19 protein-coding genes and 5 pseudogenes are annotated in these 23,216 nt (G+C 65.9%); 15 read left to right on the forward strand and 9 right to left on the reverse strand.

Annotated features, from left to right (window positions below; translation table 11 throughout):
• Positions 1 to 451 precede the first annotated feature (451 nt).
• Positions 452 to 1,552, forward strand: coding sequence for a protein kinase domain-containing protein (locus tag VO99_RS22705; RefSeq protein ID WP_083440842.1), 1,101 nt, complete (start codon positions 452 to 454; stop codon positions 1,550 to 1,552).
• Positions 1,549 to 3,183 carry a tetratricopeptide repeat protein gene (locus tag VO99_RS22710; RefSeq protein ID WP_157039716.1) on the forward strand — a complete coding sequence of 545 codons (1,635 nt, stop codon included), beginning with the start codon at positions 1,549 to 1,551 and terminating at the stop codon, positions 3,181 to 3,183. Before VO99_RS22705 ends, VO99_RS22710 begins: the two co-directional genes overlap by 4 nt.
• Before the next feature lie 604 nt (positions 3,184 to 3,787).
• On the opposite strand, the pseudogene VO99_RS30475 reads toward VO99_RS22710, so the two are convergent.
• Positions 3,788 to 4,045 (reverse strand): annotated as a pseudogene (locus VO99_RS30475) (transposase); the annotation flags it as partial.
• Between the two features lie 328 nt (positions 4,046 to 4,373).
• Here VO99_RS30475 and VO99_RS30480 point away from each other — a divergent pair.
• On the forward strand, positions 4,374 to 5,156 hold the full coding sequence (locus VO99_RS30480; RefSeq protein WP_198157032.1) for a PEP-CTERM sorting domain-containing protein: 783 nt from the start codon (positions 4,374 to 4,376) through the stop codon (positions 5,154 to 5,156).
• On the forward strand, positions 5,153 to 5,962 hold the full coding sequence (locus VO99_RS30485) for a PEP-CTERM sorting domain-containing protein (RefSeq protein ID WP_157039719.1): 810 nt from the start codon (positions 5,153 to 5,155) through the stop codon (positions 5,960 to 5,962). The genes VO99_RS30480 and VO99_RS30485 overlap by 4 nt, the downstream gene beginning before the upstream one ends.
• 85 nt (positions 5,963 to 6,047) lie before the next feature.
• Here the strand turns inward: VO99_RS30485 and VO99_RS31475 are convergent.
• The 3 pseudogenes from VO99_RS31475 to VO99_RS31480 all read right to left on the reverse strand — a co-directional run.
• A pseudogene (locus VO99_RS31475) lies at positions 6,048 to 6,176 on the reverse strand (methyl-accepting chemotaxis protein); the annotation flags it as partial.
• A gap of 140 nt (positions 6,177 to 6,316) precedes the next feature.
• Positions 6,317 to 7,297 (reverse strand): annotated as a pseudogene (locus tag VO99_RS22715) (IS5 family transposase).
• A gap of 68 nt (positions 7,298 to 7,365) precedes the next feature.
• Positions 7,366 to 7,633, reverse strand: a pseudogene (locus VO99_RS31480) (methyl-accepting chemotaxis protein); the annotation flags it as partial.
• A 795-nt stretch (positions 7,634 to 8,428) separates the two neighbouring features.
• Between VO99_RS31480 and VO99_RS22720 the strand changes: the two are divergent.
• From VO99_RS22720 to VO99_RS22735, 4 genes are all read left to right on the forward strand, one after another.
• Positions 8,429 to 9,346 carry a LysR family transcriptional regulator gene (locus tag VO99_RS22720; protein ID WP_046115224.1) on the forward strand — a complete coding sequence of 306 codons (918 nt, stop codon included), beginning with the start codon at positions 8,429 to 8,431 and terminating at the stop codon, positions 9,344 to 9,346.
• Positions 9,347 to 9,440: 94 nt separating this feature from the next.
• On the forward strand, positions 9,441 to 10,394 hold the full coding sequence (locus tag VO99_RS22725; protein ID WP_046115225.1) for a tripartite tricarboxylate transporter substrate binding protein: 954 nt from the start codon (positions 9,441 to 9,443) through the stop codon (positions 10,392 to 10,394).
• An 8-nt stretch (positions 10,395 to 10,402) separates the two neighbouring features.
• Entirely contained in the window at positions 10,403 to 11,092 is a 690-nt protein-coding gene (locus VO99_RS22730; protein WP_046115226.1) for an RraA family protein, read from the forward strand.
• 14 nt (positions 11,093 to 11,106) lie between these two features.
• Positions 11,107 to 12,081 (forward strand): hydroxyacid dehydrogenase, encoded by a 975-nt coding sequence (locus tag VO99_RS22735; protein ID WP_046115255.1) that lies wholly within the window; start codon positions 11,107 to 11,109, stop codon positions 12,079 to 12,081.
• Here the strand turns inward: VO99_RS22735 and VO99_RS22740 are convergent.
• The 3 genes from VO99_RS22740 to VO99_RS22750 form a co-directional block, all read right to left on the reverse strand.
• Positions 12,075 to 12,929 carry a hypothetical protein gene (locus VO99_RS22740; protein ID WP_157039720.1) on the reverse strand — a complete coding sequence of 285 codons (855 nt, stop codon included), beginning with the start codon at positions 12,927 to 12,929 and terminating at the stop codon, positions 12,075 to 12,077. The two genes, VO99_RS22735 and VO99_RS22740, sit on opposite strands and share 7 nt — an antisense overlap.
• Positions 12,930 to 13,024: 95 nt before the next feature.
• Complete coding sequence (locus VO99_RS22745) at positions 13,025 to 13,615, reverse strand: PEP-CTERM sorting domain-containing protein (protein ID WP_198157033.1); 591 nt, start codon at positions 13,613 to 13,615, stop codon at positions 13,025 to 13,027.
• Between the two features lie 47 nt (positions 13,616 to 13,662).
• Positions 13,663 to 15,045: an MBL fold metallo-hydrolase gene (locus VO99_RS22750; protein WP_046115229.1), complete on the reverse strand. Its 1,383-nt coding sequence runs from the start codon at positions 15,043 to 15,045 to the stop codon at positions 13,663 to 13,665.
• A gap of 889 nt (positions 15,046 to 15,934) precedes the next feature.
• Here VO99_RS22750 and VO99_RS31485 point away from each other — a divergent pair.
• From VO99_RS31485 to VO99_RS22760, 3 genes are all read left to right on the forward strand, one after another.
• Positions 15,935 to 16,270, forward strand: coding sequence for a helix-turn-helix transcriptional regulator (locus VO99_RS31485; protein ID WP_232315478.1), 336 nt, complete (start codon positions 15,935 to 15,937; stop codon positions 16,268 to 16,270).
• 556 nt (positions 16,271 to 16,826) lie between these two features.
• The gene (locus VO99_RS22755) at positions 16,827 to 17,264 is read left to right on the forward strand and encodes a DUF2231 domain-containing protein (protein WP_046115230.1); all 438 of its coding nucleotides are present in this window, start codon (positions 16,827 to 16,829) and stop codon (positions 17,262 to 17,264) included.
• Positions 17,261 to 18,697, forward strand: coding sequence for a PQQ-dependent sugar dehydrogenase (locus VO99_RS22760; protein WP_083440845.1), 1,437 nt, complete (start codon positions 17,261 to 17,263; stop codon positions 18,695 to 18,697). Before VO99_RS22755 ends, VO99_RS22760 begins: the two co-directional genes overlap by 4 nt.
• 582 nt (positions 18,698 to 19,279) lie before the next feature.
• Here the strand turns inward: VO99_RS22760 and VO99_RS32015 are convergent.
• Positions 19,280 to 19,687, reverse strand: a pseudogene (locus tag VO99_RS32015) (DUF421 domain-containing protein); the annotation flags it as partial.
• Between the two features lie 47 nt (positions 19,688 to 19,734).
• Here VO99_RS32015 and VO99_RS22765 point away from each other — a divergent pair.
• Complete coding sequence (locus VO99_RS22765) at positions 19,735 to 20,586, forward strand: YihY/virulence factor BrkB family protein (protein ID WP_046115231.1); 852 nt, start codon at positions 19,735 to 19,737, stop codon at positions 20,584 to 20,586.
• Between the two features lie 360 nt (positions 20,587 to 20,946).
• On the opposite strand, the gene VO99_RS22770 is transcribed toward VO99_RS22765, so the two are convergent.
• A complete protein-coding gene (locus VO99_RS22770; RefSeq protein ID WP_046115232.1) occupies positions 20,947 to 21,396 on the reverse strand; it encodes a DUF305 domain-containing protein in 450 nt (149 codons plus the stop codon).
• On the opposite strand from VO99_RS22770, the gene VO99_RS22775 reads away from it, so the two are divergent.
• The 3 genes from VO99_RS22775 (at position 21,347) to VO99_RS22785 (ending at position 23,212) form a co-directional block, all read left to right on the forward strand.
• Entirely contained in the window at positions 21,347 to 21,871 is a 525-nt protein-coding gene (locus VO99_RS22775; RefSeq protein WP_083440846.1) for a DUF4142 domain-containing protein, read from the forward strand. The genes VO99_RS22770 and VO99_RS22775 overlap by 50 nt on opposite strands.
• Before the next feature lie 265 nt (positions 21,872 to 22,136).
• Complete coding sequence (locus VO99_RS22780) at positions 22,137 to 22,652, forward strand: MarR family winged helix-turn-helix transcriptional regulator (RefSeq protein WP_083440847.1); 516 nt, start codon at positions 22,137 to 22,139, stop codon at positions 22,650 to 22,652.
• A 98-nt stretch (positions 22,653 to 22,750) separates the two neighbouring features.
• On the forward strand, positions 22,751 to 23,212 hold the full coding sequence (locus VO99_RS22785) for a tripartite tricarboxylate transporter TctB family protein (RefSeq protein ID WP_046115234.1): 462 nt from the start codon (positions 22,751 to 22,753) through the stop codon (positions 23,210 to 23,212).
• The last annotated feature ends 4 nt before the right edge of the window (positions 23,213 to 23,216 follow it).

The raw sequence follows: 23,216 nt of genomic DNA on the forward strand, positions 1-23,216 counted from the left end.
GGTCACCGGCTGCTCCTGGCCGAAAGCGCACCATCAACGTCCGCTTCGCGGACACGTCCAAGAGAGCAAGGCGGCGCTGCCGGACCGCGGCAATCCTGGCAGCGGACTGTCGGCGCACGATGGCCGGACATCGCCTGCGTCGAAGGCACCCTTCCAAGGTGACTGCAAGTCCGCCCTCCTCCCCGACGACCAACGGCCGTGTCCGCGAAGCGGACGGTCAACGCACCGTTGCGACCCAAAACAGGCACTCGGCTTCAGGCTCTGCGCGTCCGCCCTGCGGCGATTGCAATCCGCCGCGCTCTTGCTCTGATCTCACGCTATCGATCGCATTGCCGCCCTTCGTTACCGTGCAGGCGGAGCCCAACGACCGAGCATAATGGCGGTAGATTGCCTTGAAGTGCATGCTGGGGCATCGCAGAACCCTTGTAGACAAATTGGATGAGGGAGAACTATGGCGACTTTGCCGATCGGGCCACGACCGCCCACGCCCGCACAGCTACTTGAAGGAATTGCGCTCCCCAGCGGCTGGGTGCTGGTCGAGCGGCTGAAACGAGCGCCTGGCAGCTCTGGGTCAAACTTCGGTACTGGCTATAAGGCGCAGCGGACTGTCGGCGGCAAGACCGAACATGCGTTCGTCAAGGCTATGGACTTGGCTAGAGCGTTCGGAGCGTCCGATCCGTTCGCAGAGATGTTCAAGTTGACAGCTGAGTCGGAGTTCGAACGCCGAGCGTTGGAACATTGCAGACGCCTTTCTCGACTTATTCAGCTCATCTCTTGGGAGTACATAAACCAAGATCCAGCAGGCAATCCGTTGAATCAGGTGCTGTGCCTAATCATGGAGATCGGCGAAGGCGACATCCGCAAGCAGCTTACGCGCACAGGGGCTTTGCCAACCAGTGCCATACTCCACGTGCTCGAGGACACCGCGCTCGGGATGGCGCAGTTGCACCGCAGCGGCATCGCGCACCAGGATGTGAAGCCGTCAAACGTCATCTCCATGACCGACATGTCGAATGCGGCTAAGAACCTCTTCAAAGTTGCCGATCTTGGACGCATCGTGCGCAAGGGCATGGCCGGCCCCTACGATACTTATCCCTGGCCAGGCGATGGCAACTACCAGCCGCCCGAGCGCTGGTACGGCTTCGTGCCCCCGCAATGGCCGGACGCGCGCGAAGCTTCGGACGCTTACATGCTGGGCAGCTTAGCCTGTTTCCTCTTCTGCGGCGTCCCCATGCAGCCGCTTCTTGTAAGGGAGATCCCGGCCGCGATGTTGCCGGGGACATGGGCTGGCGGGTACAACGATTCGTTAATCCAAGTTCTGCGCTCCAAGCAATCAGGCATTCTGGCTAAAACTATCGCGCCAACTATCAACGAAAGGGTGCGCGATGGGGTCATCGCCATAATCAAGGAGTTGGTCGAACCGGACCCACTCAAGCGAGGCGACAAGCGAGCACGCGCGCAGACTGGCGCCCCTGGGCTTGATCGTTTCCAGCCAAGGTTCAAGCAGTTGCGTCTCCATGCTGCTATCGACGAGAAGATCAAATCGCCATGAAATCGTCCCTACCTCAGCGACGGCTGATTCCTCGCTGGCGACCAGTGGCCCAGACGCTTGAAACCAGCGAAATCGAATCGATCCTGGATGAGCCGACAAGGAAGTTGGCGTTCGATCGCGATCTGTTTGAAGACACGATTGACGCTTGGAGAACAAATCCAACTGCAGGCCACCTCGGTGACGTCATCTCCTTCGCGCCGGACGAGGAATTGCGCCCCGCCGTCGCCGCCGTAGTTGACGAGGCGGTTCGCCAAGGTCACGCGGTCTCGGACACGCAGAAGTCAATATTCTCGGAGGTTCGCGAACAGCTCTTGGACCCCGATGACACGCATCCCCGTGGCCAACTGGATGTTCAGTCCCGCGTGTCTAAGCTCCGCAAGGAATTGCTGGTCGCACCCGACAATGTTCTGGCCTTGTTGGACATGGCGCAGTTGCAGCTCGCCACCGGCAAGCTTAAGGCGGCAAAGCGCCACCTATTCACCGCGCTCAACCTCGCGCCCAACGGTCGGATTGTCCTACGCACTGCTGCTCGCTTTTTCGTTCATCAGGGCGAGCCCGACCGCGCACATGCGCTGATCACGCGCCATCCGGCGACGAAAGAGGATCCCTGGTTGATGGCTAGCGAAATTGCGTTGGCTCAGGTCGCAGAGCGGAATTCCGCGCTGCTTAACCCAGCCCGCCGGATGCTGCGCACCTCCAAACGCCCGTTAAGGCAACTGGCCGAACTGGCCGGTGCCGTGGCCAACCGCGAGATGTTGGAGGGCAGTTTTAAGGAAGCACGCAGCCTTCTTCGCCTCGCCCTTGAGCAGCCCACAGATAACGTCGTGGCACAGGCGATGATCGATGGGCGCCTCATCGGCCTAAAACTGGACGAGCCGGCGATACTGCATGCGGTCACCCAGTCCTCCGAAGCCCAACTGCTGCAGTCGTGGATGACTGGTGACGAAGCATCATCCGAAGCGCATGCGTTGAGATGGCATGCGGAAGAACCTTTCTCCAGCCGGCCGTTGCAGTTCCTGACGACCCTGTATTCGCTGCAAGGGGATTACACCAAAGCGCTTGAGTGGGTAGAGCGCGGCCTGGTCGCTGACCCGTTCGACCCGGGCTTGATCTCGAATCTGAGCTTCACACAAGCTGCTGTCGGCAGCGAGCTGGCCGCGGAGGCGACGATGAAACGAGCCCGTTCGATCGGCAACCTCGAACTTGAGCCCTTCTTCAAGGCGACCGAAGGTCTCATCGCGCTTCATCGAGCACAATTTGATCTGGCTCGCACGTTATACCGAGAAGCCGAAGACATCTTCACGAAGACAGGCCGCGAATCACTCGCAGCACTGTGCGTTGCGCACTACGCAAAGTTCGCTTCGGAAATCGGCGCACCTGGCGCCGATGCACTGCGGCAGGAAGCGCAAGACAAGGTCAATAAGGCGCCCACGATCGACGGCCGCATCATGTTGAGTCGCCTGGCCAATCAACCCGTCCAGATCCCGGTCGAAGAGGAAGAGCAGCGACGGCTCAGCCAATGGGTGTTCGACCCGACTAGCAACACGCTGACCAAGAAACTGGGCGTCACGGCCAAGGGAGCGCCTGCGATCGTCGTGCAACCGTCCAAGCCCCCGGCTTCCCGGAAGTAATAGCTTGAGCGATCTTGTGCGTGTCGTAAGTCGTCGGCCGGCGGCGTTCAGAGCTGCTGCCGAATCAGAGGCGCAAACACCCGTGCAAGATGCCCCAGCGGGCGGCTGGTGGAAGCTGCAACCGGCAGCTCACAAGGGCCGGAAAGGCTCGTCCCGCGGCCCAGCAGTCCAGCGGTCGTCGCATTGCATAGACGAGCGGCAGGTTTCGCTGGCTGCCAACACTTAGCCGCCGAACCTGACCGACACGACCGACCGCGCCCAGGCTGAAGCGGGCTTCCGAGGTCGGCCCAGCGACTCACCCATTTGGCCGAACGTGTGCCATCAACGTCCGCTTGGCGGACACCTCCCAGAGAGCAAGGCGCGCTGGCGGTCCGGGGCGATCCTGTCAGCGGACTGCTGGCGCGCGAATGGCCGGACCTTGCCTGCGTCGAACGCACCTTGCAAGGTGACTGCAACTTCACCCTCCCCCTCGGCAACCGGCGGCCGTGTGCGCGAAGCGAACGCTCAACGCACCTTTTCGGCCCGGGACTGTCTTTCGCGCGCCTAGGACTCGGCTTTGCCATCACCAGATTGGCCAGTTCAACAGCGAGTACAGCTATCCCTGGTCCTTTGCCAGCCCCTTGTAGCGGACCTTTCGGTGGCGGAACAGGTTCCTGGCCACATGGAACGGGTGCTCGACCTTCGCGCGCACGCTGGCGCCGCACCGCTCGGCCTTCTCCAGCAGCCGCGCCCACATCTTGGTCGGATCTAGCGCCCGGCGCTTGCCCGGCTGCATGGCGGTGAACCAGGTCGGCTTGCGGGCTTCGGGTCGCTTGTCCGCGCCGTGGTAGCCCGCGTCCCCGAACGCCGATATCTCGTGTCCGCAGAAGAATTCACCATGTCCGAACTGCGTTCGATCTAGGAGCAAGTGCTCGGCGGGACCATCCCCGCGCGCACGTTCGAGCGGTACTTGATTAAGCTCGACATGCTGGCTTACACCGGGACGCCTCGATCAACCAGCGGCAAGCGGGCTAAGGCGTCTCACAAGCGCAGCCAAAGCGGTTCCGCGCTATCCCCTCGACGCAGCTGAGTGGCGACCTGCAGCGTGTTCTCCACAGCAGGCTAAGCACATGAATGCGGGGGATGTGCAAATTCACCTTGCGTTGAACCGGCCTCCCACACGCGTACCGTGTACCTCCAACATAAGGGGGATGGAGATGCGTAAGTTTTTGCGGCGCACACTTGCTGGTGCGCTCGGCGCTTGGTTGGGTACGACGCTGGCAGCGCCTATCTACGATTCCATGCCGATCAACCCAACGACCGCCGGCGGTTATCACGCCGAGGTTTCGTTCATGTGGCACGAGGTCGCGGCAGGTTTCACTGTCCCGTCAGCTGGATTCGTGACCCGAATCGACACCGGCATCACGGCGACAACGTCGCTGTTGAACCCATGGGGACCCAGGGACGGCTTTGTGGTCGGCTTGGCTGACAACTCGCTGGTGACAACGCCCTCCCCCCTCTTGGCGCGCAACGAGCCGAGCGGGAGCCTCTGGCAAGCGGCGGCCTGCTCAAACGTTCGCCCGAATGAATTCATTGGCTCTGCGTGTGACAACGGCGGTTCGGCCGGGACTGGCCTGCCGGTAACGCGGCTTGGCCTGGGCGAGCTTTTCAGCGCGGACATGAATGTCTACCTGCCGGGCGCAGGGACCTACTGGGTTTACCTCTGGATGCCCATGGACAACACCGTGTTGACTTGGAAGGAGAGCGAAGCGGCCATGACAACCCTCCTGGCCTTTCGTGACGGCGCCTTTGCCGACAGCCCTGATCGCCCGCAGGACCGGACTTATCTCCAAGCAGAAGGCACCTTCCGGGCCCCAGGCATGCGGATTGAATTCAACGCCGTCCCCGAACCAGGCACCATGGCACTCGCAGCGGCAGCGTTAAGTGGCTTGGTGCTGTCCCGACATTGCAAGGCGTCGGGGAGGCGCGCATGAAGCCCGCCCTCCGCACCGTGGTTGTGGGTAGCTTGCTCAGCTGCGCCGCAAGCCTGGCGACGTCCGCGCCGATCTGGGACACGATGCCAACGGACTCGGCGACGCCGTTCGGCTACGGGATTGGGTCCTTTGGATATTGGCATGAGGTCGCTGCTGGCTTCACCGTCAGCTCTGCGGGATACATCACGCACATCGATGCGGCAATCACGCACACGCGGTCTATGTTCAACCCCTATGGCTCCGTGCGGGGGTTTGTCCTGGGCATCGCCGATGCTTCGCTGCCGGGTCTTGCTGCGCCGCCACGAACTGGGCGCAAGCCGCAAGGCTCCATCTGGGAAACGGGCGTCTGCTCGACAACGATCCCTCGCCCAGGTCTGATGCCGGCATGCACTTACGGCAACGTAGTTCCTGGGCTGGACGGAACGGTGATGATGGCCGAAGGCGAATTTGTCTCCAAGGACACCAACATCTTCCTGCCAAGCGCCGGCACATACTGGATGTACGTCCGGCAGCCTGGAGACGATATCTCTGCCGTCTGGAAAGCCAGCGAAAATGTGATGACGGAACTCATCGCGCTGCGAACCGGCTACAGCGACGGCGCCATCCCTCTGGACAACACATTCGTACCCATCGGTGCAGCGCGGAACGCGCCGGGGATGCGAATCGAGTTCAATGCAGTTCCTGAGCCGGCGTCCGCGTTATTGGCGGTCCTCGCCCTTGGTGCTGTCGCGGCAAGCCACCGCAGCAGCCGCGGTAAAAGCCAAGGCGTTAGTGGCGCCGCAGGCTCAACAGTGAGGGAAGCGTGAGACGTCATCAGTCTCCCAAGGCAGACGGCCGGATCGCGTGAGCGGCCGGCCGTAGGCGTCATGCCGCCATCGCGGTGCGCCATCACTAGTCTCGGAACACCGCTACCGCCCCGACCAGCTGCTGAGCTTGATCCTTCAGGTTGGAGGTCGCAGCAGTACTTTGCTCTACCAGAGCAGCGTTCTGTTGCGTGGCCTGGTCCGATTCGGCGATCGCCTAGGGACGCGCTGATCAATGGCCAACCTGAGCGACCAAGTCGGAGCCGAACTCCGATCATTGGCTGACCCGAGCCGATTCGGGGCCGATCGGCCGGCATGCGGCCTTGTCTCCGGCCCTTTCCGGGCCACTCCGTCTGCTCAGGACGCCCCTCGGGCCTGCATGCCCATCAGTGACCGCTTGGCGATCACCAGATTGGCCAGCCCGAACAGCGCGAACAACTGCCCCTGGTTCTTGGCCAGCTTTTTGTAGCGGACCTCGCGGTGGCGGAACAGGTTCTTGACCACATGGAACGGGTGCTCGACATTGGCCCGTACGCTGGCCTTCAACTGCTCGGCCTTGTCCAGCAGCCGCGCCCACTTCTTGGTCAGGTCCAGCGCCCGGCGCTTGCCCGGCTGCATGGCGATGAACCAGGTCGGCCCCCGGGCTTCGGGTCGCTTGTCCGCGCCGCGGTAGCCTGCGTCACCGAAGGCCGACGTCTCCTGCCCGTGCAGCAGTGCGCCGGCCTGCGTCACGTCGTTGACGTTGGCTGCCGTGCCGATGACCGTGTGCACCTGTCCGGACTCGGCGTCCACGCCGATGTGCGCCTTCATCCCGAAATGCCACCGGTTGCCCTTCTTCGCCTGGTGCATCTCGGGTCACGCTCGCCCTTGTCATTCTTCGTTGCACTGGGCGCGGCGATGATCGTGGCGTCCACGATGGTGCCAGCGCGCATGAGCAGTCCCTTCTCGGCTAAGTGCGCGTTAATCTCGTCGAACAGCGTCTTGGTCAGATCGTTGGCCAGCAGCAGGCGCCGGAACTTCAGCAAGGTGGTGGCGTCGGGCACCGACTCACGCGACAGGTCGATGCCCACGAAGTCGCATGGACTGGCTGTCGTACAGCGCGTCTTCCAACGCCTCGTCGGCCAGCCCGTACCACTGCTGCAGACAGTACATGCGCAGCATCTTCGGCACGCCGATGGGCGGGCGGCCGACGCGGCCGCTGCGCGGGTAGGACGGCGCGATAGCCGCCTCCAGGCGCGCCCAGGGCACGATGCGCTCCATGTCTTCGAGAAACTGCTCGCGGCGGGTGCGCTTCTTCTTCAAGGCGCACTCGGCGCTAGCAAAGCTGCGTTGGCTCATGCCGTGATGCTGCCGTCTCAGTCCCGACCGCGCATCGCGGTCAGCCCGGATAAATCAGCGTCTCCCTAGCCGACCTGCGCCACTCCGGCGGCCTGCTCTGCGCTGGCCGTGCTGATTTGGTTGACCACGGCGCTTACCCGCTCGATTGAGTCGACGATTACGATCATGCGGCGGCCCGCGTCGTTGCGAGTGCGCTGCCGCGGCTGACCTACTCCGCGCTCCCATCCACTGACGCCTTGATCTCTTCGGCCGCCTGGCCGCAGCGTTGAGCAAGCGAGCGAACCTCGACGCCACCACTGCGAAGCCGCGCCCCTGCTCGCCAGCGCGCCAAGCCTCGGCGACGAATACGGCCATGGCCGAGAAACTCGGGAGCAGCTTGCCCCGCACGCTGTTCGAGTCTAGATCCTCTAGCGCGACTGTCGCCCTGGTCAGATATCAGATCGTGCCATCACGTATTGCCTAAAACCGCCGAAGTAGGCTACAGCGCGCGTCCAGTTCAGATTTTCAGCGCCCTGGACTTCGAGAACCGAGTCGTCAACGCAGCGACGGCGAGGCAAGCAGTGCCAACAGCATGGTCCCGGGCCCGAGCTCCCGTGAACAAGCGGCGCTGCCGGCCCGTGGGAACCCTGTAAGCGAACTGTCGCTAACTGGAGGATGGCGATTGCCTGCGGCGAACGGACCCATTCACGCCGATTGCAGTCCTGCCCCCCGCTCCGCAACATGACCGCGTCCGCAAAGCGGACGGTCAAGGCACCGTCTCGACCCGCAGCGGGCGTCCGAATTCAAGCAGCGCACGCCCGCCATGCAGCGAACTGGTGCGCGACCGTCTGCTTGCGGACATCAGGCTGGCCCACTGAGGAGAGCGCAGTACGGCGGTTCCTGGAAAGCTTGCGCTCGGGCAAGCGATGCCATGCGCATCGGCGCGATGTCCACGGCCGAACTACATACAACGGGCAGCGTCCGCTGACGTCCAATGTCCACCTCCAGGCGCTCTCCCGGACAGGCACAGTGTGGAAAGCACATGCTTCTACCAGACTGGTGCATGCCCGTCGGCCATACTGATCGTCAGTGAACTGTTGCATGACTCCCAGGCGCAGCCCGCACGCGGACGTTCCGCGCTAAGCCTCATCCATGACGCTCAAACAACTGGAAGCGTTCTACTTGGCCGCGACCCTAGGCAGCTTCGCGCTTGCCGCGCAGCGCGCCCATGTCACGCAGTCGTCCTTGTCCAAGCGCATCGCGGAGCTGGAAGCGCTGCTGGACATCGAGCTCTTCGACCGCTCCAGCAAGCGCGCGCAGGTGACCGAGGCGGGTCACCGCCTGCTGCCCACCGCTGCACGTATGCTCGAGTTGAAGGAGGGCGTGAAGGCGCTGCTGCAGGGTCCGTCGGAGCTGGCGGGCAGTTGCCGTTTCGGCATCAGCGAGCTGGGCGCCCTGACCTGGCTGCCCCGCCTGGTGGCGCGTGTGCGTGAGCAGCATCCCCAGCTGCTCCTGCAGCCGCAAGTCGACCTAGGCCGGCGCCTGGAGCGGCAGGTGGCGCGTGGTGAGCTCGACTTCGCCATCGTGCCGGGCCCGCCCGACGACCCCCACATCGTCGCGCACGTGGTGGGCGAGGTGCAGTTCACCTGGGCCGCGGCGCCCGGCCGCATCCGGGGGCGCAGGCCGCTGACGGTGGACGAGCTGTCGCGCCACCCCGTCATCACGATGACCGAGGGGTCCGGGCTGACTCGGGCCTTCGACGTCTGGGCCGCCGACCGGGGCCTACGCATGCAGCGCATCGTCGCGAGCAACAGCCTGATGGCCATCGTCGGCCTCACGGTGGCTGACGTGGGGCTCAGCTTCCTGCCGAAGACCTTCGTCACGCCCTGGATCCACCAGGGAGCCCTGACCACGTTCCGCAGCGAGCCGGCCCTCCCCGGCTTGCGCTACTGCTTCGTCCATCGGCAGGACGACCATCGCGCCATGGTAAGCACGCTGCTCGGATGCGTGACGGAGAAAGCCGACTTCGACCTGCCGGCCGGCTTCGTCAGAGAGTCGAAAAACGACTGACTCCTCGGTCGAATAAATCGCTTGTAGGGCAGTTCGCCGTGGCCGACCATCTGGTCACACCCCTACAACGCTGGAGACATGTATGAAAAAGCGCTTGCGCACCCTGGCCGGTGCCGCCCTGATCGCGCTGCTGACGCAGCCAGCCTTAGCCTCGTGGCCGGACGACAAGCCCATCGAAATCGTCGTGGGCTTTGCTGCAGGCGGTGGCACCGACCTGTTGGCGCGCAAGCTGGCGCCGTTCGTGCAGAAACGCCTGGGCGGCAAGTCGCAGTTCATCGTGGTCAACAAACCCGGCGCGGCAGGCGAGATCGCCAACGCCTACCTGGCCCGAGCACAGCCCGATGGCTACACCATCGGCATCGTCAATGTGCCAGGCTTCCTCTTCCTGCCGATGACCAAGAAGGCGCAGTACGCGCCCGAGGACATGCGGTTGCTGGCGCGCATCGTCGACGACCCGACGGTGCTGGTGACGCGTGCCGACAGCCCGCTGTCAAGCCTGCCAGCCACCGTGGCGGCACTGCGGGCCAAGCCTGGGTCGGTCTCCGTCGGGCACAACGGCACCGGCACCAACGGCGACCTGGCTCTGCAACTGCTCACCGACGCGACCAAGGCGGAAGCCAACTTCATCCCGTTCAAGGGCACCTCCGCCCAGAAGACCGACCTGATGGGCGGACACCTCGACGTGGCGGCGATCAGCGCCGGCGAGGTGCCCGAACTGCACGGCGGCAAGACGGCGCCGCTGAAGGTACTGGTCCAGTTCTCGGCCAAGCGGTCGGCAGCGTTGCCCAACGTGCCCACCGCTCAGGAGAGCGGCATTCCGGTGGTGATGTCGTCGGAGCGCGGCTTCGCGGCGCCGAAGGGTGTGCCGGACGCGATCGTGCAGAAGCTCGAGGCAGCCATCGCCGAGGCCGTGCGCGATCCGGAGTTCGTGGCGGGTGCCGCAGGCGATGCGCCCGTGTTGGCCTACCTGCCGGGTGCGCAATGGAACGAGTCGTTGAACCAGAACCGCAAGGCGCTGCGTGCGCTGGCGGACAAGATGCCCAAGTGAGAACGCCCATGACCCAACTGTTCTACGCCCAAGCCGCTGAATTCGAACGCGTGCCCGCCGAGCTGGTGGAGCGTGCCCGGGGCTACCAGAGCGCGATCCTGTGCGACGTGGGTGGCCGCCGCGGGACGCTGAACTCACGCATCCAGCCGCTCCATCCGGCGATGAAGGTCGCCGGACCTGCCTTCACCGTCGAGGTGCGGCCGGGCGACAACCTGATGTTCCATGTGGCACTGGCCGTGGCGCGCCCGGGCGACGTGATCGTCGTGGACGGCAAGGGCGACGACACCTGTGCCCTGTTCGGCGAATTGATGGTCGCGCAGGCCCATGCCGCCGGCCTGGCCGGGTTCGTGGTGGATGCAGCTTCGCGCGACACCGACACGCTGGCGAGCGGGCCGTTCCCCATCTTCGCGGCCGGCCGCAACCCCTGCGGGCCGACCAAGGGGCTGCCGGGCACGCTGGCGCGTTGCATCTCGGTCGGCGGCGTTGCCGTGCAGCCGGGCGACCTGATCGTTGGCGACGTCGATGGCGTCGTGGTGGTACCGCGCGCCCAGGTGGCACAGGTGCTGACCGCGGCGGACGCGAAGATCGCAGCCGAGCAACAGCGGCTGGCCGAGATTGCGCGTGGCGAGTTGGTGTCGCCCTGGCTGGACGGCGCCTTGCGCAGTGCTGGCCTACCCACGTTGGCGGCAGGTCGGTGAACGTGGTGGCCGACATGTCGACCGTCTACGTCTCCGAACCGATCCATCCGCAGGTACTGCGCGAGATCGCGGCCGGTGCCGATCTGTTGCTGGGTTATGGCCCGACGGCGGTGGCGTACGAGTCCGTGGCGTATCGTGTCGATGCGGTGATGCTGCGCAGCGAGCGCTTCCCGGCTGCGCGCATCGTGGCTTCACCCCGGCTGAAGGTCATCGCGCGCCACGGCGCCGGGCTCGACACCGTCGACGTGGCCACCGCCTTGGAGAAGGGCATTGCCGTTACATACTGCCCGGGCGGCAATGCCAACGCGGTCGCCGAGCATGTGTTCGCGCTCGTGCTGGCACTGGGCCGCCGGGTGGTCGGAGCCCATCTCGGCCTGTGCAGCCAGCCCTGGCCCAAGGCCAAGCAGCATCTGGTGGGGCAGGAACTGGGCGGCCGCATCATGGGCATCGTCGGCTTCGGCGAGATCGGCAAGCTGGTGGCCCGCATCGCCCGGGGCTTCTCGATGGAGGTCTGGGTGCACGATCCCTTCGCCGATGCAGCAGCGGCCGATGAGCACCGGGTGCGGCTGACGTCGCTGGACGACCTGCTGTCGCATGCCGGCGTTGTGAGCCTTCATGCGCCATTGACGCCCATCACCCGCCACATGATCTCCGCCGAGCGCCTGGCCCGCATGCCCTCGCATGCACTGCTGATCAACACGGCGCGCTCCGGCCTGATCGATGAAGCGGCTTTGGTCGACGCCTTGTCGCAAGGCAGGATCGCCGGCGCGGCGCTCGACGTGGCCGATGCCGAGCAGGCCGGCGGCGCGGACGTGCGCTTTGGTGGCCGGCCGCTGTCCGACGTGCCCAACCTGCTGCTGACGCCGCACATCGCCGGGCAGACGGACCAGGCTCTGTTAAACGTGGGCAGCACCGCCTGGCACGACATCAAGTCGGTGCTGGCTGGGCAGGCGCCGCGCTTCCCGGTACGGGCGGCCCCGCGTCAATAGACCAAGGTCGTGGGCAGGATTACCGCCTCGGGGCGCACGGCGCCGCTGAAGGTGGCCACCGTCCGTGCCGGCGGCTGGTTGGCATGGGCCGCGTTGTCGTGGCCGTGCTGGTCGTAGAGCTGGCAAGCCGCCCGCCCTTGCCGGTCGACCGGCGCGCTGCACGCATGGTGGGGTTCGCGCGAGAACGACATCGACACGCCTTCGGGCGGTGGCACCGCCTCGTACAGCACGGTGACGGCCACGGCATGCGGATCGGGTGTCACCTGCTGCATCAGCCGACGCACCGCCACGCCCTGAGGGCCCGCAAATCCTTCATTGCCGACCGTTGCGTCGGCCGCTTGGAGCACCACGCTGCACCACGGGCGGAAGGGCGGCGCATGGCCCTCGGCCTGCGCTCGCGACACCAGAGCGCCGCGCCAGGCCGCGATGCCCTGCAGCACCTTGGCCTGGCTGCCCACCACCGTGGGTGCCTTCGCGGGGTCCGCACCCGCGCCTTCGACATGAAGCGAGTAGGCCGCCATCGCCGGCAGCTGGAAGACCATCGCGTAGGCCTCTTCCAACGCTGCGATGGATGCCAGCCGGCCCAATGGCGTTTGCTGTGCGCACCATTGCACCTGGTATGACGGCGATGCAGGTGAGCTGCCTGCGCTGCCGATGACGGCCAGCAGCTTGACCGTGTTGCCGGCCGGATCGGTCCAGGTCAACACGGTGGCCGAATCACCCCTGCGCAGCAGCGCGACGGTGCCGATCGTGGGCAGCCCCGGCGTGCGCAGCGCCGAGCGCAGCCGCGGCTGCGACACCACGGACTCACCGGCCGGCATGCTGCAGTCACCGGGAGCGTCGCTCATGGCCAGAGCCGCGGTGCAGCAGGCGCTGGCCGACGCAGTGATGAGCGCGGCCCGGGCGCATCGTGCAGCGGCGTTCATGCAGCCTGCCGTCGGCTTCAACCGCTCGTGCGGGCGCGGCGCTGCCGAGCCTGCCGCAGACCCAGGCCGGCGAGGCCGAGCGCCGCCAGCACCATCGAACTGGGCTCCGGCACGGCGGTGACGGCCATCGGATCGCCCCAGGCGTCGTATAGCGCGGCCTGGCTGAAGCCGAACCCGCTGGTGCCCTGGCCCACCGCGGCGAACCGGATGGTCGCGAAGGTAAACGACTGCGGTTGCAGCACGTCGAGCGGTTGCGGATCGAGCGGCGTCACGAACGACACCTCCTGCAGCTGCACCTTGCCCAGCACGCTGAAATCCGCGGTGGCTATCGAGCCCATGGGATCGGAACCGCTGAGAAACGAGTTGAAGTCCACCGAGCGCGCCGACCAGAGGCTCGCGTCGTAGTGCAGGGTGATGTCGTAGGCCCCGACGGCGCTGCCGGCCACCACGTCGGCCACGCCGACGTCCAGCACGAAGACGGTGGCGGGCGAGGCCGTGGCGGTGTACTGGGACAAGGTGAGGCTGGTGGCGGCAGCGATGGCTGGCACAGTGAGGGTGGCGACGCCAGCGGCGATGCAGGCCGCAAGCCGGATACAGTTAATTGGCATGGGATGTCCTTGGGAAGGCGGCTCTGCGCGACGCAGGCGGTGGTCGTTTAAGGTGCGCATTGCGCGTTGGTGCACTTGACGGTGCACATGCGGGCATCGGCCACGGTGACCTTGCCGTCGGCGTTCACATCGCGCGCATCGCCTGCCGGCACCGAGGACCCGAGCACCGCGGTGATGCGGCTAAGGTCGAAACGATCCACCTTGCCGTTGTTGTCGATGTCGCAGGCCAGGCTGGACGAGGTCGCCTCGGCGACGCCCGGCAGGTCGACAAAGCCGGCATCGGCGGTGGAGCCGGCAAAGCGCGCCACCACGATTTCACGCGGTGCCAGCGATGGCAGGTTCGTGCAGGTCGCCACGCCGTTGCCGTCGGTGGTCGCCGTGCAGGTGGCGCCCGATCCGGTGCTGAAGGACACCGGTTGATTCGTCACCGGCCCCCATGCGCTGCTCACGCGTGCCGCCAGTTGCGTGGGCGAAGGGCTTTGGCCGACGAACTTCACCTGGGTGGCACGCCAGATGTCCCAGACCGCCGTGGCATCGATCTGCGCGGCACGGGCTATTGCGCACTCGCGCGCCACCACCGCGGCCCGCTTGGTGCGCTCGAGGCCGAATACCAGCGGCGTGCGCGTGCGGTCACCAGTGGCCATAATCTGCTCGATGGCCGGCAGCGTCGCGTCCGATATCGCATGAGTGTGGATGGTGCCCACCGCGCCGTACTGGTCAATCATGCGCCAGACTTTCTCCAGGCCTTGCACGTACAGCTTGGAATTGGCCGACGAGGCCGGCACGGCAGAGCGCCAGTTCATCACCAGCTTGATTGTGGTCCCGTTGTGGTGCACCGGAATCAGCGAGATCTGGTTGCCCGGGGTATGGCCCGGTGTGGCCTGCACATACAAGGTGGTGCCGCCGATGGTCACTTGCTGCACGCCGTCGCTTGACGAGTCGATGGGCGTAGGCTGATAAGCCTTGCCGGGCACGTCGCCCGAGCCCAGGAACACCGGCCAGTCGTTGCCAAATACCTGTCTCAGCCGGTTGACGCCACCGTCGTGGTCGCCGTGGCCGTGGGTAATGTAGATGCCGCGCAGGGGCAGGCCGAGCTGCCTCAGGGCGGGGATCAGGTAGTTGTCCGCATCGGCCGTGTTGTTCAGCGCGTCGATCAGCATCACGCCGTTGTCTGCCGTCTTCAGGAAGTACGAGGCCGTGTATTGCGTGCCGATCATCCACAGGTCGTCGAACACTTGGGTCAGCGGCACACGGATGCTGTCCTTCGAGCGGGCCCAGGTGCGCCAGGTCGAGTCCTCGACCTCGAAGCACTGGTTGCGCCGGATGTAGTTGAGCAAGCCCTCGTCACCCATCGCATTCATGGTCGCCGAATCGAGGTGCTTCTGCACGTGTTCCGGGTACGGCTGGGCGCTGGCACCCACTGCGGCCATGCATCCCATCGCAGCGGTTGCACCAGCCCATCGCCGCATTGCATGTTGTCTCCTGTCCATTGGTAGCCCTTATGTAGGTTTGAAGTGAGGTCTGCCGCATGCCACCGGCTTGCAGGCCGGCTTACATGTCGCGCCCTGATGGTCATGGATCAACATGATGCGAACAAGCGAATTCGACGAACCTGCTTTCAGTCGTTTTTGGCATCCCCAAGCGACGAAGACGGGAGTCTTGTGACGGCAAAGCGGATGCTGACCTCAACGCTGAGACTCGTCAAAAGTCCGGCGTTGGGATAGTCGGGGACTGGGGCCGCCACCCTGTGCCTTCTGATGTGTTTGCCGAGCGGGTGCGGAAGGTGCGGTAACAGGCTTGACCAAACGTCGGGGCTCCTAACTCGAAAGTCAGGTTGTGGCCGAAAGTGCACGCAGACGAACGTCCGGTCTTGAGAAGGAGGTGCTCCGCAACCCAAGGGAGAACATCAACCGTCGTCGGATCCGCGCAGCCAATCCGGCACACTGGTCCGCTCGAGCCTCGATGTGCGGCTGTGCAGGCGGCAGGCGCTGCTCAGCGTCTGCTGCCTTCAGTTACCCCCGTTGCGGAGCCGATTGCCACGCTGTGGTTGCAGCGTGGCACGGCGAGCTTGCGCATGCCTGCGCCAAGCTTGGACAAGGCTCACTGGGCGCGCCGCGTCGGCCTGCTTCCCCAAGAAGCATTTGACGCTCAGCTGGATTGGGCGTGCAGCACGGCACCTGCCGCACGCGTTTCGTCAACGCGATGATTTTCGTCTGAATTTCATCGCGCCGATCAATCGCTGTTCGTTCTACGATGGAGGCACATCCCTGTTGCGCTGCGCGACCGCTGGCGAAGCGGTCGCTGTCAAGGAGAAGCGCCGTGACTGCTGACCCCACGCACCTGCTGTCCCTGGACGAGTTGGCAAAGCAGGTCTATGCCGTCTCCAAGCGACAGTTACAGCGCATCTGTGCTGAAGACCCGGGCTTCCCGAGACCTATCCGCCTCGGTGCGAGAACGTTTCGCTACGTCAGGTCTGAACACGAAGCGTACGTGCGGACATTACAGCGCATAGCGCCGGCCGAGCCCCACATGCTGCGATGCGCGCGAGTCGCCCTCGAACAACTGGACCGCGGTACTCGGTCATCCCAGCAGCACGAAGGCGAGTCGTTCACAACCAAGTCAGCCCAAGCACGCGCCGTCTACCGCCATCGCTGACGTTCAAGCGCAGGTCGTGTGACGATCGTCGGACGCACGGTCGATGAACGCGGCCGGCGATGGCATGGCTCTCCGGGTGGTCTCCTGTCAAGCGAGCTCGGTTCGAAAGGCCGTCGTTACCCACCGGCCGTTCTCCGTCTGAACGTAAGCCGCGCCTGTACCCGACGATCGAAGCGCTACCGTAGACCTACAGCAAGGCCAACACGCCGTGGACCAGATCGGGATCTCTCGGGCTGGTCGACGAAGTCTCAACTGCGGCCGCGCGGGCAGAAGCCCACGGGAAGCACACCTCAAGCCATGGCGCCAGTCCATGTCGCCGGCAAATGGACCCGCCACAACCCACGCCAAAGGCTTGCGACGACAACCGGCGGATAAACCGGTGGGTTGAGGAGTACCCTCCCCGCTAGCCCAGAACTGGCGCGGGGCTTGACAGCCACCGCTTCCGCCAAGGGTGTCCGCGCTGACGCGCCACCCGCCGGGCCGCGACCGACGCCACGCGCACGCCGTGCTTTGCAACATGGCGCTGCATGAGGCACGCGCATTGCCCCAGGGTTGCATGACCACCGCAACCTTCGATACAAGCGTGGCCGTACACCGGCCCCTGCATCCGCTCCATGTGCTGCTGCTGGCTGGCAGCGTGCCCATGTTCCTTGGCGTGCTGATGAGCGACATCGCCTATGCCAACAGCGACCAGGTGCAGTGGAAGAACTTCGCTTCCTGGCTGAACGCGGGCGCATTGCTGCTCAGCGGCCTGGCGCTGCTCTGGTCGGTGCTGTCGATGGTCAGCGCCCATCGCAGGCGGCGCCGCCCGGTGCTGGCCGGCGCGCTGCTGCTGGCGGGCTGGATCATCGGCTTCGTCAATTCGCTGGTGCATGCCAAGGACGCCGGCGCCACCTTGCCAGAGGGCCTGGTGCTCGCGGTGATCGTCTTCGCCCTGATGGCGGTGGCCAGCTGGCTCAGTCTCAGCTTCGAGCGAAGCGGGGTGCGCGCATGACCCCCGTCAAGCACGGCGTCGCGGCGCTCCTTCCGCTCGTGTTCCTGGCTGCCTGCTCCGGCAGTGCGGAGCCGCCGGTGTATGGCGCCGAGCCCAGGCTGCCCGAGCCGCAGCGCGGCCTGCTGCCCTCGATGAAGATTGCCGAGCCGGCCCTGTGGGGGGATCGCCGCCCGCAGGTGCCCGAGGGATACACCATCACGGCCATCGCCACCGACCTGCAAATCCCGCGGCAGACGCTGGTGCTGCCCAACGGCGACATCCTGGTGGCCGAAGGACGCGGGGGTGGCGCTCCCGCGCTGACACCGAAGGACATGATTGCCGGCGTCATCAAGGCCCGCGGCACGACGTCGGTCAAAGGCGGCAACCGCCTGACGCTGCTGCGTGATGCGGATGGCGATGGCGTCTATGAATCGCGGACGGTCTTCGCCAAGGACCTGAACGCACCTTACGGGCTGGCGCTGGTGGGCAACCGGCTCTTCGTGGCCAACCAGGACGCACTCGTCCGCTTCGACTACCAGCCCGGACAGTTCACGGCCGGCGGCCCGCCGGTCAAGGTGGCCGACCTGCCGTCGGCCATCAACCACCACTGGACCAAGGCGCTGACCGCCAGCGCCGACGGGCGCTTCCTGTACGTGGGCATCGGCTCCAACAGCAACATCACCGAGCGCGGCATGCCGGCCGAGGTGGACAGGGCGATGGTCTGGCAGATCGACGCGGAGACCGGCGCCCATCGCCCTTATGCCACCGGCCTGCGCAACCCCACGGCGCTGACCGTCCAGCCTGGATCGGGCCAGCTGTGGGTGGCGGTCAACGAGCGCGACGAGATCGGGCCCAACCTGGTGCCGGACTACGTGACGTCGGTGAAGGAGAACGGGTTCTACGGCTGGCCGTACAGCTATTGGGGCCAGAACGTCGATACCCGGGTCCGACCGCAGGATCCGGCCAAGGTGGCCGCGGCGATCCGGCCCGACTACGGCCTGGGCTCCCACGTGGCCACGCTGGGCCTCGCCTTCTCGACGCCCGCCATGGGCCAGCAGTTTGCACAAGGCTTGTTCGTGGGCGAGCACGGCAGCTGGAACCGCGATCCGCCCAGCGGCTACCGCGTGATCTTCATTCCCTTCCGGGATGGCCGCCCGGCCGGCGATCCGGTGGATGTGGTCACCGGGTTCTTCGGGGACGACGGCAAGACGCGCGGCCGCCCCGTGGGCGTGACGGTGGACCCCCGCGGCGCGCTGCTGGTGGCGGACGACCTCTCGAATACGTTGTGGCGCATGACGCCGTCGAGGCAGCCCTCGGCAGATGCCGGCGCCAACGCGGCGCCTGTGGCCTCCGGGGCGGCTTCCGCGGCTTCTACTGCCTCCGCCGCTCCCGCAGCCTCCGCGGCGGCCGCCACTGACGAAGCAGCATCGGCCGGACAGGGCAGCAACCGCTGAGCCGGAGGCGGCCTTCATCACTGCTGCGCCGCACGAAGGCTGGGCAGGCCGGGATGGCTTGCAGCACGCGCGGAGCCGTTGCGATGCCAGCCAGCACCGGGGGTGCTTGGGGACGCCGACGGGCCTCTCCCCAGCAACCCGTCGTTCGCGACGCAAACGCAGCTCAAGATTCCCAAGGCGGACCGTGCGGTGTTCGGTGTGCGGGCCGCGGCACGGCACCGAGCCGCTGCGCCATTGCAGTGGCCACAGTTCGACGCCGTTGCATTCAGCCAGCGACCGATCCATGTCATCAATCACGGGTCGTCCATCTGGCGATGACCATGTACGGGTAAAAGCTGAGCTCGCGCCACAGCTGCTCTGTCCATCGCGGCCGATGCTGCCCCGCGGATCGGCGGGGCACCCGCCTGAACTTCGTGCACCGCGTAAGAGCCTGGGGTCGGACACATTTGCAGCAATATGGTTGCGACAATGCACGTTGGTCACGAGTCCACAGGGGGCAGCGCATCGATGGGGCCAGCCCCCCTCGCCTCCGGGGATCATGCTCAGGCTTCCATCGGTTTCCATCACCACGCCGGCCGCGTCGCACACCCGGCCTATTCGTTGCGCGCGCAGCGCCGCATGGACCTCGTCTTCCGTCACACGCTCATGCTTCATCGCCGCGGGCAGCAAGCGACCCTGGTGAACCAGCAGCCTGGGCTCAGACTTCACCGGCTGCGAGAGCCGGGCCGAGCGCACGGACAGCCCGGTGATGAGCCACTGCCGACCCACCAGCAGTACCAGCGCCGTCATGCCCTCGGCCAGCGCCACGTCCTTGGACATCACGATGGTGGCCAGGGTGGAGCTCAGGGCCGCGGTGATGATGAGGTCGAACGCATTGAGCTTGGACAGCGTGCGCTTGCCCGAGCCGCGCAGCAGCAGCACGAGGAATACGTAGGCGGCGCCACCCGCGATGACGGTGCGCAGCAGGCCGTGCCAGTTGTCGAAGAACATGCGCCGAAGCTGCAAGCACGGTGCCGTGCAACCCGGCAGGCACGCCGATGGACATGAGAACCCTGCGCGGTGCCGCGTCCGTCGGCTTCATGCGCTCGCTGTGGGCCAAGGTACGCCATGACGACGTGCTCAACGGCGCCGCCGCGTTGGCGTTCTACATGACGCTGGCCATCTTCCCGGCCATGATCGTGGTGATGGCCGTGATCCCCTACCTGCCGATCGAGCAGGTGGACCAGGCCCTGATGCAGCTGCTGCGCCAGGCGTTGCCGGGCCATGCGGCCGACCTCTTCTCCGATGTGGTGCAGGAGATCACCACCGAACAGCGCGGCGGCTTGTTGTCGGCCGGACTGGCCGGCTCGCTATGGATCACGTCCACCGGCATGTATGCGGTGATGCGGCAGCTCAACCGCACCTATGGCGTGCGCGAGAGCCGGGGCTTTCTGCGCGGTCGGCTCACCGCGCTGGGGCTGAGCCTGCTGTTCGGGGTGCTGGTGATCGGCGGATTCTCGCTGATCGTGCTGGGCGACCGACTGCAGGGCTGGCTGGTGGTCCGGCTGGGCGGGGCATGGGCAATGGGCTGGCTGTTTCTTGCCTTCCGCTGGGTCGTGATCCTGGCAGGCCTGCTGCTGGCCTTTGCCTTGGTCGAACACCTCGCGCCCAACCGCCGCCAGCGTTTCCAACTGCTGACCGCGGGCAGCATCACCGGAGTGGCGCTGCTGGTGTGTGCGTCGGTGGGCTTTGCCTGGTACACGAAGTACTTCGGCAGCTACGGCGCCACGTACGGCAGCATCGGCGCAGTCATCCTGCTGATGCTGTGGCTCTTCGCGGCCGGCCTGGCCATCTTGCTGTCGGCCGAGGTGAACCAGCAGCTTCGGCAGCGGGCGTCAGGCAATTCCTAGGCTTGGCATGAAGATCCATCAACCCATCCAACGCATTGCGGGTGGTGGCATGGCCGTTGCTGGCCGCCAGTCTGGCCATGCCGGCAAGGTGCCTCGCAGGGCTACCGCGCCGTGCGGGCCAGCAAGCACATTGGCCAGATCATCGACCTGCTGGTCGACATGAACACGGCGACCTCTGGACGTCGGCCGAGAGACCATGCGCAACGTGCGCGGCTTCGACGAAAGCCGCATTGACGCTCTCGGCGGCCGCAACTGGGTGAGCGAGAGGCGGCGCAACCTGCAGAACTCGCCCGTGGCGTCGTCTCCGGCCGACCGGGGCACGCGGTGATGGCGCAGCACCGGGGCCTGTGCATGCGGGCGTCAGCGGCGGAGCTGCAGCTCGTCGATCAGCGCCTGCATCTCGGCAATCTCACGCCGCTGGGTTTCGATGATGCCGACGGCCAGCTTGCGCACCCGCGGGTCTTCCAGGTGCGCGCGCTCGCTGGTGAGGATGGTGATGGAGTGGTGCGGAATCATCGCCTTCATCCACGACACCTGGTCCACCGTGGCTTGGCTGCGGACCAGCCACAAGTTGGCCGCGGCCAGCAGCACGCTGCTGACCAGGATGGCCGCATTGACGCCGCGATGCGGGTACATGCCCCACATGAACGCCAGCATCACGATGGCCATCGTGGCCCCCATCAGCAGGGCCATGAAGAACCGCGTCTCGCTGAAATACACATGCGCCAGCGCATAGGTGTTGAGGTACATAAGCACCAGCATGACGACGGTGGACGTGACGATCATTGCTGCGAAGCGGGAGTACTTCATGGTGGCTCCAGGCGGTGGTATGCGCCTGCCCGGCTGCAAACCGCATTCCCAACCGGGGCAGGCCTCGTTGAGTCCCATTCGTGGCCAGGCATCGCGCGCCAATGCCACCGAGGTGGCGGCCGGGCGGCTGGCCATGGATCGTCCCACCGATCCGACAGTCAAGCGCTTCGCCAAGCGCATGGTGGACGAGCATGCGCGGGTGGGCCGCGAGCTGTCGGATGCGGTGCAGGTGGTGCAGCGCATGAAGGCCGACCCCGGGCTGACCGCGCTGCTCGGCACCGCCAAGGGCGTGTTCATCCTGCCGGACTACGGACGTGGTGCTCTGATCGTGGGCGCGCAGGCCGGCGCGTCCGCCGGGTCGATGGCATTGCTGCTCATGAGCGACCGCGCGGTCGAACGCTTCCGCTCGGACCGCAACTTCTCGCTCAGCGCCGATGCCGGTCTGTCCATCGGTCCGTACTCCCAGCGCACTTAGGCCTCGGCCGGCAAGGTGCAGGACGTGGTGGTGTGGTCGGGCACCCAGGGCGCGTACGCCGGCGTGTCGGTGGGCGTCACCGACGTGATTGCTGGACCGCGACGCCAACCGTGCCTACCATGGCCGCGACGTGTCGGTGGCCCGCATCCTCGACGGCTCGGTGGAAAACCCTCAGAACAACGTGCTGGACCGCGTGCTGGACCTGTGACCAGGGGCGGCCTGCGCCGGCACCAGGTGCCCGCAGGCTACCCCTATCATCGTCCTCATGGCAACACGCAAGATCGGCCCGCGGCCGGCTGCCCCGGCGCAGGGCGGCACACAAGACGATCCCGCGGGACAGGTGCTGCGACAGTTCCGGCAGGTGTTCGGTGCGGTCCGCAGCCACTTCGCGCAGGTCGAGAAGAAGGTGGGTCTGGGCGGGGCGCAGCTGTGGGCCCTGAATCATGTGCGCGACCGCCCCGGCATCGGCGTGGGCGACCTGGCCCGGGCGCTGGACATCCACCAGTCCACCGCGAGCAACCTTGTCAAGGGCCTGATCGAGCGTGAGCTAATTGCCGCCAACCGCGGCGGCAGCGACCGCCGCGCGGTGCAGCTGGAGCTGCTACCGGCCGGCGCAAAACTGCTGCGCAAGGCGCCTGGGCCATTCTCCGGCGTGCTGCCGGACGCGCTACGGCGCATGGATCCGGCCAGCCTGCGCCGACTCAGCAAGGACCTGGACCGCCTGCTGCAGGAACTGTCCACCGACGACCGCAGCAGCCGTCGCCCACTGAGCGAACTCTAGGCCCCGGCAAGTTCCCTGTGAAAGTGCGTATTGGCCGGCAAGGCCATGGCAAATACATTTGCGCAAATGTACTGTCGGCTGCGGCCTAGGGAATCCCCATGCAGATCAAGTTGACGAAGGACCTGCTGGCCGGCGTGATGTTCACGGTGGCCGGAATCTGTTTTGCCGTGGGTGCCGCTTCGTACTCGTTTGGATCGGCGGCCAGGCCTGGACCAGGTTACTTCCCGTTCGGCCTGGGCATCCTGCTCGCCCTGATGGGCGCGGTGATCCTGGTGCGCGGGCTGGCCACCCGGCAGGCGCCGGAGCAGCAGTTCGGCCGCCTGTCCAGGCGGCCGCTGCCCATCGTGGTGCTGGCCATCCTGTCGTTCGCCCTGACGCTGCCCACGCTGGGCATGGTGCTGGCGCTGCCCATCCTCATCGCCATCATCAGCGCCGCGGGCGACCAGTTCTCGTGGCGCGATGTGGCCATCGGCAGCGTGGTGCTGACGCTGGGCTCGTGGCTCGTGTTCATCAAGGGCCTGGCGCTGACGCTGCCGGTGTGGCCCTCTTTCATCGGCTGAAGGA

It is taken from the genome of Aquincola tertiaricarbonis, assembly GCF_000969605.1.
GTDB lineage: Bacteria > Pseudomonadota > Gammaproteobacteria > Burkholderiales > Burkholderiaceae_C > Aquincola > Aquincola tertiaricarbonis.